This is a genomic window from Cyanobium sp. BA5m-10, assembly GCF_024346255.1.
Classification (GTDB): Bacteria; Cyanobacteriota; Cyanobacteriia; order PCC-6307; family Cyanobiaceae; genus Cyanobium_A; species Cyanobium_A usitatum.
In genome coordinates this window covers 1-8008 of record NZ_JAGQCP010000076.1, presented here as the reverse complement: position 1 = coordinate 8008, position 8008 = coordinate 1, and the positions used below count along the sequence as shown (strand labels likewise).

The following is an 8008-nucleotide window of genomic DNA, read 5'->3' as shown; positions in this document are numbered from 1 at the left end:
TCCGCTTGTAAAAGGCGTTGTCATGCCGGCCGGATTTGAGCAGGTTGGCCCCCTGCCCTTTGATTTCACTAATGCGGTAGCCGGTGAGCTGGGTGAAGGCGTTGTTGGCCATCAGGATCCGGGGATCTACCCTCACGGCGGTATTCCTGACAACAATCAAACGCTAGCCATGGGGCCTTCGGCGCGCTCGGCTGCCGTAGGAGGAACTGAATGAGAAAAGTCTGCCGCTAAGATTGGATTAGCAAAGCTTTTAGTCCATGCTGAGCGAAGTTAATCCTGGATTTCATGTTTGGCACGTCTGGTGTGATCATCAAGGGGTGAGTCATCAAAAGAAGGAGTGGTTGGATGATTTTAAGCTGATCACATTTATCCAGGGAATGGCAAGTGTTTGGCAGTCTGGTTCTCGCGATGATGCAACCGGTGTTGTGTTTTTATCACTGGTGCCTGGTCAAGAGTATGAATGGCATGAAAACCCTGTGCCTCAGTGGATCGTGCCAATTGTGGGGCGCTGGTTTGTGACAACGATGGATGGGGTGAGGGTCGAGATGGGGCCTGGCGAGATATCGTTTGGTGCTGATCAGAATTGCCGACTTATTGAAGGTCGTAGAGGTCATCTTTCTGGTGCTGTGGGCTCGGAACCTGCGGTGATCATGTTGATCCAGGTGGCCTCCAATCCGTTCGGAGTTGTTTGAGAGAGGATGATCAAGATCGATAGAACCTGGGTACGTTCTGGAAAGCCCAGTGCGCTCTCGCCTCACGGTTTATGTGCCCCTGCGGAGTGCCCGCCAGGGTTGCGGGGACCGCAACAGTCGCTTAAACGATCAGGGGGGTGGCGCACCTGGGCAGGCCGACCCAGGTAGACCAAGGCGCAGCGTCTATTTCGCAGGCCCAGGGTGCCTTCGAGGCGATCCAGCTGCCTCAAGGTGGCCTGGGTCACCCGGTACAGCTACCCCTGCAGAGCCTTGGACCCTGGGGAAGCGGGCTCCCCTGGATGGCGAACGGTCATCGGGAAGGGCCCCAGGTCGAACAGCTGCACTCCCTCGAATTGGCCCTCACCCAGGCTGGTGGCACTCGCCAGCCTGTGGTGGTTCGGCTGGCCCCGCTTGAGGCTGCCGTAGATGAAAACGGTCGTCATTCCCAGCCCCGCCATCCCGCTGCCTTAGCAGGTGATAGTCGAAGTTGATGCTTCTGACTCAGCCATGGCCATCGCCCTGTTGATCGCCCTGGCTGGCTCCCTGGTGCTGATGGCCGTGATCGTCAAGCGGCTCGAGCAGGTCTGAGGCTGGTTCTGCCACGGGCTGGTGGCCAGTGCTGAGCTTCATGGCGTTTCCTTTGGCGCGCTTGGCGGCATACATGGCATTGTCGGCAGCCGTCAGGAGCTGTTCGCATGTGTTTCCATGCTCGGGGTAACGGGCGATGCCCACGCTGGCCGAGATGGCGATTGCAGGGTCGAGCGTGCTGTAAGGCTGCCGGCTGACCTCCACCAATTTCCAGCCCATGCTGATCAGCTCATCGGTGTTCCCCGCTTCCGGCACGAGCACCACGAATTCATCGCCGCCCTGGCGGCAGAGCAGGTCGCCGTCGCGGATGATCTTGCGAAACCGCTCCGCCACGATCTGCAGCACCTGATCGCCTATGTTGTGGCCGAAGCGGTCATTGACGGGCTTGAAGCCATCGAGATCGAGGTAGAGCAGGGCCACGCCATGGCCATGGCGCTTGGCCAGAGCCAGCTGGCGCTCCAGTTGCTCCATGAGCATGGCGCGGTTGGCCAGGCCCGTGAGGGTGTCGTGCTGGGCCATGAAGCGGACCGCTTCCTCGGCCTGATGACGCTCGGTCACGTCCTGCAGCATGCCCACGTAGTAGCGGGTTTGGAGATGTTCATCCCGCACGGTGGAGATGCTGAGGTGATGGCGACGGACCTCACCGCTGCGCAGCCGATTCCAGACGTCACCCTCCCAGAAGCCCTTCTGGAGCAGTTCATCCCACATCGCCTTGTAGAAGAGGGCGTCATGGCGACCGGATTTGAGCAGGCTGGTGCGCTGACCTTTGATTTCTGAAATCCTGTAGCCGCTGAGCTGGCTGAAGGAGCTGTTGGCCTGCACGATGCGGCCCTCAGGATTGCTCACCACGATGGCCTGGCCGCTCTCCTCGAAAACGGTCGTGGCCAGGGCCTGTTCCCGGCCGGATTTTTCGCTGATCGCCAGGGCCTCTTTGGTGACCAGATGGTTGTTGACCAGGATTCGGGTGATCAGGGCGGCGATCACGCTGCCGCCGCTACCAAGCAGGAGGTTGAACCAGAGGGAGGCACTGATCCCATTTGGTCCGACAAGCAGGGGTGAGAGCTGCACCCCCACAAGCCAGGTACGGCCGGCGAAGTTGAGGCGCTCGTAGGAGGAATGGCGAAGTTGATTGCGGCGCAGGAGTTTCTGGTTGCCGAAGAGGAGGTTGGACGCGAGGGGTTGGTTGCCGTCGAAAATAAGCACTGCGCTGCCATTGAGATTGACGTTGTCAACCGTGTCCAGGGCAGTCCTTACCAGATCTTTCAGGCGCAGTTCTGTATAGGTCCAGCCCACCAGACGGCGCTTGTTTGCTTGAGTCGGTAGTCCCTTATCGGCATACACCGGTAAATAGATCAATGCTCCTTGCTGCGGGTCCTGTTCGGTTTCCTGAACCAGGAGCACCTTGCCGCTCAGGGCAGCGCGGCCTGATTCCGCTGCCCGCTGCATCGCTTCACGACGGATTGGTTCGGAGTACATGTCGTATCCAAAAGACCTCTGGTTGCGCCCATCAAAGGGCTCGAGAAGCTCAATGGCGCTGTAACTCTGGCGCGGGCCTGGGGGGTGCACGGAAAAGTCTGGGAACCTCTCGGTTCGGATTCTGCTTTCAAAGGTTGTCAGTTCCGTCGCCGGAATCCAGCGCGCGAAACCGATTCCTTGTACGCCTTGCGGTTCTCGCGTGTGGATAATCACGGATTCGTAAAAGGTGTTAAATTGGTCGCTGTTTACTTGATTAGAGGCATTCAATAGACCTGTTAGTGAGCCGAGAATGGCAATATCGATCTCTAGCTTGGCCTGAATGGCGTCCACCACATTGTCGAGAAGATTGTTTTCGATCCTCAGATGTTCCTGGACGCCTAAGCGGAGCGCCTTTTCGCTAATGCCTGTAGTAATCAGCAGTCCACTTGCCAAAACGATCCACGGAAGCGTTGTGATTTTGGTTGCTGTTTTCCAGGTCATTCTCCAGGGATTCAGCCAAGATTTCAACCGGCTGGTGGGCAGCAGGTGGTTGGGTAGAAACTCATTCGTTTCTACCCAATACTGTTCAGTACGAGTAATTCTCTCCTGCAGCTCATCCAGCGAGATGCGATCGCTGATGTCACGGAAGACAAAAAGTAGCGGATTAGGCTCTTCAGTAGTGACCGGCCACCACTCCACCTCGAGGGCATGGACTGGATCCCGTCTAATGATTGAGATGATGCGGCCCCTCTTATGGACTCCTCCTCGGACCTGATCCATGGTCAGCATCGGCATGCCAACGATATTCAGAGGTAAAATTGTATAGAGATCTAGCCCGAGAATAGCCAGTCTCGAACTCCCCACTAGGTCATCAAAGGAGGCGTTGGACCACTGGATCTCACCAGCTTCATTTATCAGTACTAGCGCTTCACTGATCTCCCCCAGGGCCGAATCCATTCGGCCGAGGGTGCGGCGGAGCTCCCTGATCAGCGTGTCATCAGGCATCGATTTCGACACAGTCCGGCAGCGGCGTGAGGGTGGCGCCGAACACCCAGCCGCTCTCTCGTTTCTCACCGAGGATGAAATGCTCCGACACCACTTCCGAGCCGTCGGCACAGACGGTCTTGAGCCGCAGTGGATGGGCCAGAATCGTGGATTGCTCCGTGGCTTGGAACCGGGAGAAGCCCAGCTGGTGGGACATCTGAAAGGATCCCGGAAGAATCAAACTGAGCGACTGGCCACGCAATTGATCCTCAGTCCAGCCGTAGGTGCTTTGAAAAGCCGCGTTGATTGCCACGACCTGCCCAAGGTCATCGGCCAGTACGTAGGGGCGATCGCTGTTCTGTAGTGCCTCAATGCTTATCTCTGCTGGGGGTTTGCCACTGTTCCCGTTAGGAGATTTGCCGGAAAGCGCTTCAGCGTGCGACATAACGGAGAGGTAGAAAGTTTTATTGATTATTATACAGGGTTTCGCGATCAGGTCAGCCAGGGCATAAAAGCCTAGCATAATCGCTTGCCCAGGGTAGGGATTTTGCCCGGACTTCGCCGAGATTTCTTGTCCGCAGTTCCTGGCCGCTCATGATTCACCTTTATGCACTTTTTGCATAAAAATACGATCAAGTGTTGGGTGTGGCTCCGCTCCGGGAGCCTGTCAGCAATAGGTGCGGTATAGTTGAAGTCTTATGCTTTTTAGGCCCTGGTGATAGTCCCTTCGGCACGTTTAGCGTCCTGAAGCAACCGTTGCAGGCGCTGCAGCAGCGACTCATTACTCATGCGGTTGTTTAGCCGCTCCGCCAGCAAGGGAAAGGCCAGCGGGCCGGGCCGGGCGGTGCGCTCCAGCTGCAAACTGCATCGCTGCAGCCGTTGCAAGGCCAGGGTGATCCGGGGCAGATCCAGCTGATCGGTGAGCACTTCCGATCTGGCCTGGGCCAGGAGGCGGTTGGCAGGTTCGTGGCGGCTGAACACATCAAAAAGCAGGGCGGCACTGATCTGCAGTTGACCGCCGGATTTGGACTGGCCGGGGTAGCCGTTCAGCACCAAGCCGCTGATCTGGGCAATGGCGCGGAAACGCCTCCGGCATAGCTCTGAGAGGTTGATTGCTTGCTCCAAGTCGTCCTTGAGATTCGTGGCGTCGAGCAGTTCTTCGGCGTGTAGCTCAAATAACTCTTCAAATGGATAGTTTTTTGGCGCAAGCAGTTCAAAGCCGTAGTCGTTTACCGACACCGTGATCGTGCTGGGCTGGTGGCGGGCCAGGCGCCAGGCCCAGAGAAAACCCAGGCCCTCGTGTACAAAGCGCCCATCAAATGGATAGGCATAGAGGTGGCTGCCCTCACGGCTGTTACACACCTCCACCAGTAATTCGTGTTGCCTTGGCAGCCTTGAGAGCTGCACCTGGCGCTGAAGCAGGGGCTCCAGGGCCATAAGTTCGGGGCTATCGAGCTTGGCGTCCCCCGCCAGGGCGCGGGCGCAACGATCCACTTCGGCGCGCAGGTGCTGGCTGAGCAGGTCGGAAAGGGCCATCTGGCCGCCAGACCAGGCGGGCACGGTGCTGCTCTTTTTGGAGCTGGCCTTCACCTGGGCCGTCATCTCCCGCAGCCGCACAAACTCCAGCTGCCGGCCGGCAAAGAAGAACACATCGCCGGCCTTGAGCCGGCCGATGAAGGCCTCTTCCACATGGCCGAGCACGGCGCCGCGCACAAAGCGCACGGTTACGGCCCGATCGGCGGTGATGGTGCCGATGTGCAGGCGATGCATTCGGGCGATCGCCTTTTCCTTCACCAGATAGAGATCGCCCTCGCGCTCGAGCTTGCGGTAGCGCGGATAGGCACCAAGGCAGTCGCCGCCGTGCTCGAGGAAGCGCAGGCACCACTGCCAGTCGCTATCGCTGAGCTGGCGGTAGCTCCAGGCGGTGCGGACCGTTGCCAGTGCCTGCTCCGGTTCGAATCCCGGGCCGCAGGCCAGGCTGGTGAGGTGCTGCAGCAGCACGTCGATCGGTGCCGTCGGTGGTCGGCGCGCCTCTACCAGCCCCTCGCTTAGGCCCCGCCGCAGGGCGCTCAGCTCCAGCAGCTCTAAGGCGTGGGTGGGCATGAACAACACCTGGGAGGTGCCGCCGGGGAGGTGGGCGCTGCGGCCAGCTCGCTGCAGCAGCCGGGCCACATTTTTGGCAGAGCCGATCTGCACCACGCGTTCCACCGGCTGGAAATCCACGCCCAGATCGAGGGAGCTGGTGCACACAACCCAGCGCAGGGCTCCTGCTTTCACCCCAGCTTCGATCGCTTCGCGCTCGGCCCGGTCGATGGCGCTGTGGTGGAGCGCTAACGCGTGTTCCATCTCCGGGCAGGCGTAGCGGAGGCACTGGTGCCAGCGCTCGGCCTGGTTGCGGGTGTTGGTGAACAGCAGGGTGGAGACGCCGGGCTCCAGGGCCGCCACCAGATCTTCATAGCGGCGCAGGCCGAGGTGGCCGGCCCAGGGAAAGCCGTCGATCGTCTCGGGCAGCAGGCTACGGATCTCCGTTGCCCGGGCAATCGGTGCGGTGATCAGGCGAGGTTCGCTGGCGGCACCCAGGGCGCTGCGGGCGGCCTCTTCGAGATTGCCGATCGTGGCGCTGATCGCCCAGGTGCGCAGGCCCGGCTGCTGGCTGCGCAGCCAGCTCAGGCAGAGCTCGGTTTGGCTGCCGCGTTTGCTGCCCATCAACTCGTGCCACTCATCCAGCACCACCGCCTGAAGACCAGCAAATAGGGCAGGGGCCTTGGGGTTGGCCAGCAGCAGGCTGAGCGATTCCGGCGTGGTGATCAGGATTTCGGGCGTGCTGCGCAGTTGCTTGCCGCGCTCGTAGCTGGAGGTGTCGCCATTGCGGATGCCCACCCGCAGCGGCCAGCCCATCGCCTCGATTGGCTGCTGGATCGCCAGGGCCAGATCCCGGCTCAGGGCCCGCAGGGGCGTGAGATAGAGCAGGCGTAGGCCGGGGCTGGGCTCGGCCAGCAGCTCCGCGATCGGACCCATCACGGCGGCATAGGTTTTGCCCGAGCCAGTGGGCACCTGGATCAGGCCGCTCTCTCCGGCCAGATAGGCCTGCCAGCACTGGCGCTGAAAGGACAAGGGCGTCCAGCCCTGAAGCTCAAACCAGGCTTCGATCGGGGCCAGCAGCGGGCTGGGGAGATTCGATCGCCTGGCCTGGCTCACCGCGATCACCAGTTCATAAAGGAAACCTAACCACCAGGGGGGGATGGTTATGCCAAGTACCCAGATCCTGGATGCATCTGCCCAGAATTAGCCACCAAGACATAGCGTGACTCCTATGGGAAAATCATTCTTGCCTAATAGTTACTACTGCCGTATCTATTGTTGTTGATTGGATAAGTCAGCTATCTACAGAAAGGGGTTTGAGCCCCTACGCGTTGCACAGTTGCTTGGAGCGGCGTCATCAACATCAGAGCGTCGAGTAGGTTTCAGCTAATTTGGTGAGCGTGATGCCCTCGGCCAGTCCAATGTGACTGATGTGACCGATACCGAATTGTTGATCCCATTGACCCCAGGTGAGATCTGGCAGTCCTTGACCCGCGGGTATCACGGCCTGTTTGAATTGATCAAAGGTGTACGCCCTGTCCTGCATGCTGAATACTTCAATGCGATTGGATTGTTTCTGCCAATCATAAATTAACAGAGAAGTGTCAGAAGTCTGATCAAAGATGCCAAGATGTCTGCCTTTCTCTAGGGTGGCAAACTTGCTGCGAGAAGTGTTGATACTTGCTGCTATAAGTTCATCCAGGGGGTCGTTGCCCTGCTCTACAATGAGAGCACTGGTGCCACCAGGGACTTTGTAGGAATCATCACCAGGGCCTCCAATCAGGAAGTCGAGGCCGAGGCTATTTTGGCTGCTACTTGTCAGCAGGTCTTTTGCTTGCCTTCCGTAGAGAACCTGGAATGGCTGTTCTGGGTTAGCGGTCAGGTTGTCCGGGTTGATTGTTCCTTCGACTTTTTGGAATGGGCCGATGCGCTTATCATCGTTTAAATCTTCTTGGAGATTGAGCTCATCGAGGTTCAACTCAGATTCCGATAGAATTTTGCCGTCGCGATAGGATCCTGAGCTGCTGACTTCCCAACGGGCAAAGTTGCTGTTGGGATTAGCTTTGTTTTCCCAGTAGAGGTGATAGTTGCCATTCTCAGTAGGTGCAGCAGCGATGGCTACCCAGCCAGCACCAGGGTTGTTATCGGATGCGTAAGAGCCGTTAAAGGTAATTTTAACGATGGCTCCTTTGTCATCTCTCATAGCG

Annotated in this window: 7 protein-coding genes; 1 reads left to right on the top strand and 6 read right to left on the bottom strand. The window is 58.7% G+C overall.

The annotated features are described in order from the left end of the window. Nucleotides 1–136 (bottom strand): hypothetical protein (locus tag KBY85_RS16115; protein WP_396121900.1); only part of this gene is annotated, 136 nt, incomplete at its 3' end. Nucleotides 137–257: 121 nt separating this feature from the next. Here KBY85_RS16115 and KBY85_RS15130 point away from each other — a divergent pair. After that, entirely contained in the window at nucleotides 258–692 is a 435-nt protein-coding gene (locus tag KBY85_RS15130; RefSeq protein ID WP_254962292.1) for a cupin domain-containing protein, read from the top strand. 254 nt (nucleotides 693–946) lie between these two features. Here the strand turns inward: KBY85_RS15130 and KBY85_RS15125 are convergent, their stop codons facing one another. The 5 genes from KBY85_RS15125 to KBY85_RS15105 all read right to left on the bottom strand — a co-directional run. After that, nucleotides 947–1135, bottom strand: a complete 189-nt coding sequence (locus KBY85_RS15125) for a gamma-glutamylcyclotransferase (protein ID WP_254962291.1) — start codon at nucleotides 1133–1135, stop codon at nucleotides 947–949. 58 nt (nucleotides 1136–1193) lie between these two features. Continuing rightward, on the bottom strand, nucleotides 1194–3236 hold the full coding sequence (locus KBY85_RS15120) for a CHASE domain-containing protein (RefSeq protein ID WP_254962290.1): 2043 nt from the start codon (nucleotides 3234–3236) through the stop codon (nucleotides 1194–1196). A 496-nt stretch (nucleotides 3237–3732) separates the two neighbouring features. Beyond that, on the bottom strand, nucleotides 3733–4164 hold the full coding sequence (locus KBY85_RS15115) for a PAS domain S-box protein (RefSeq protein ID WP_254962289.1): 432 nt from the start codon (nucleotides 4162–4164) through the stop codon (nucleotides 3733–3735). A 260-nt stretch (nucleotides 4165–4424) separates the two neighbouring features. Continuing rightward, nucleotides 4425–6923, bottom strand: a complete 2499-nt coding sequence (locus tag KBY85_RS15110) for a ligase-associated DNA damage response DEXH box helicase (RefSeq protein WP_254962293.1) — start codon at nucleotides 6921–6923, stop codon at nucleotides 4425–4427. A 241-nt stretch (nucleotides 6924–7164) separates the two neighbouring features. Next, nucleotides 7165–8008: hypothetical protein (locus tag KBY85_RS15105; RefSeq protein WP_254962288.1), on the bottom strand; the 844-nt coding region annotated here is incomplete at its 5' end.

Excerpts from the sequence above, each read along its gene's own strand:
- KBY85_RS15115 (WP_254962289.1), bottom strand. The coding sequence starts at position 4,164 with ATGTCGCACGCTGAAGCGCTTTCCGGCAAATCTCCTAACGGGAACAGT.
- KBY85_RS15130 (WP_254962292.1), top strand. The coding sequence starts at position 258 with ATGCTGAGCGAAGTTAATCCTGGATTTCATGTTTGGCACGTCTGGTGT.
- KBY85_RS15120 (WP_254962290.1), bottom strand. The coding sequence starts at position 3,236 with ATGACCTGGAAAACAGCAACCAAAATCACAACGCTTCCGTGGATCGTT.
- KBY85_RS15125 (WP_254962291.1), bottom strand. The coding sequence starts at position 1,135 with ATGACGACCGTTTTCATCTACGGCAGCCTCAAGCGGGGCCAGCCGAAC.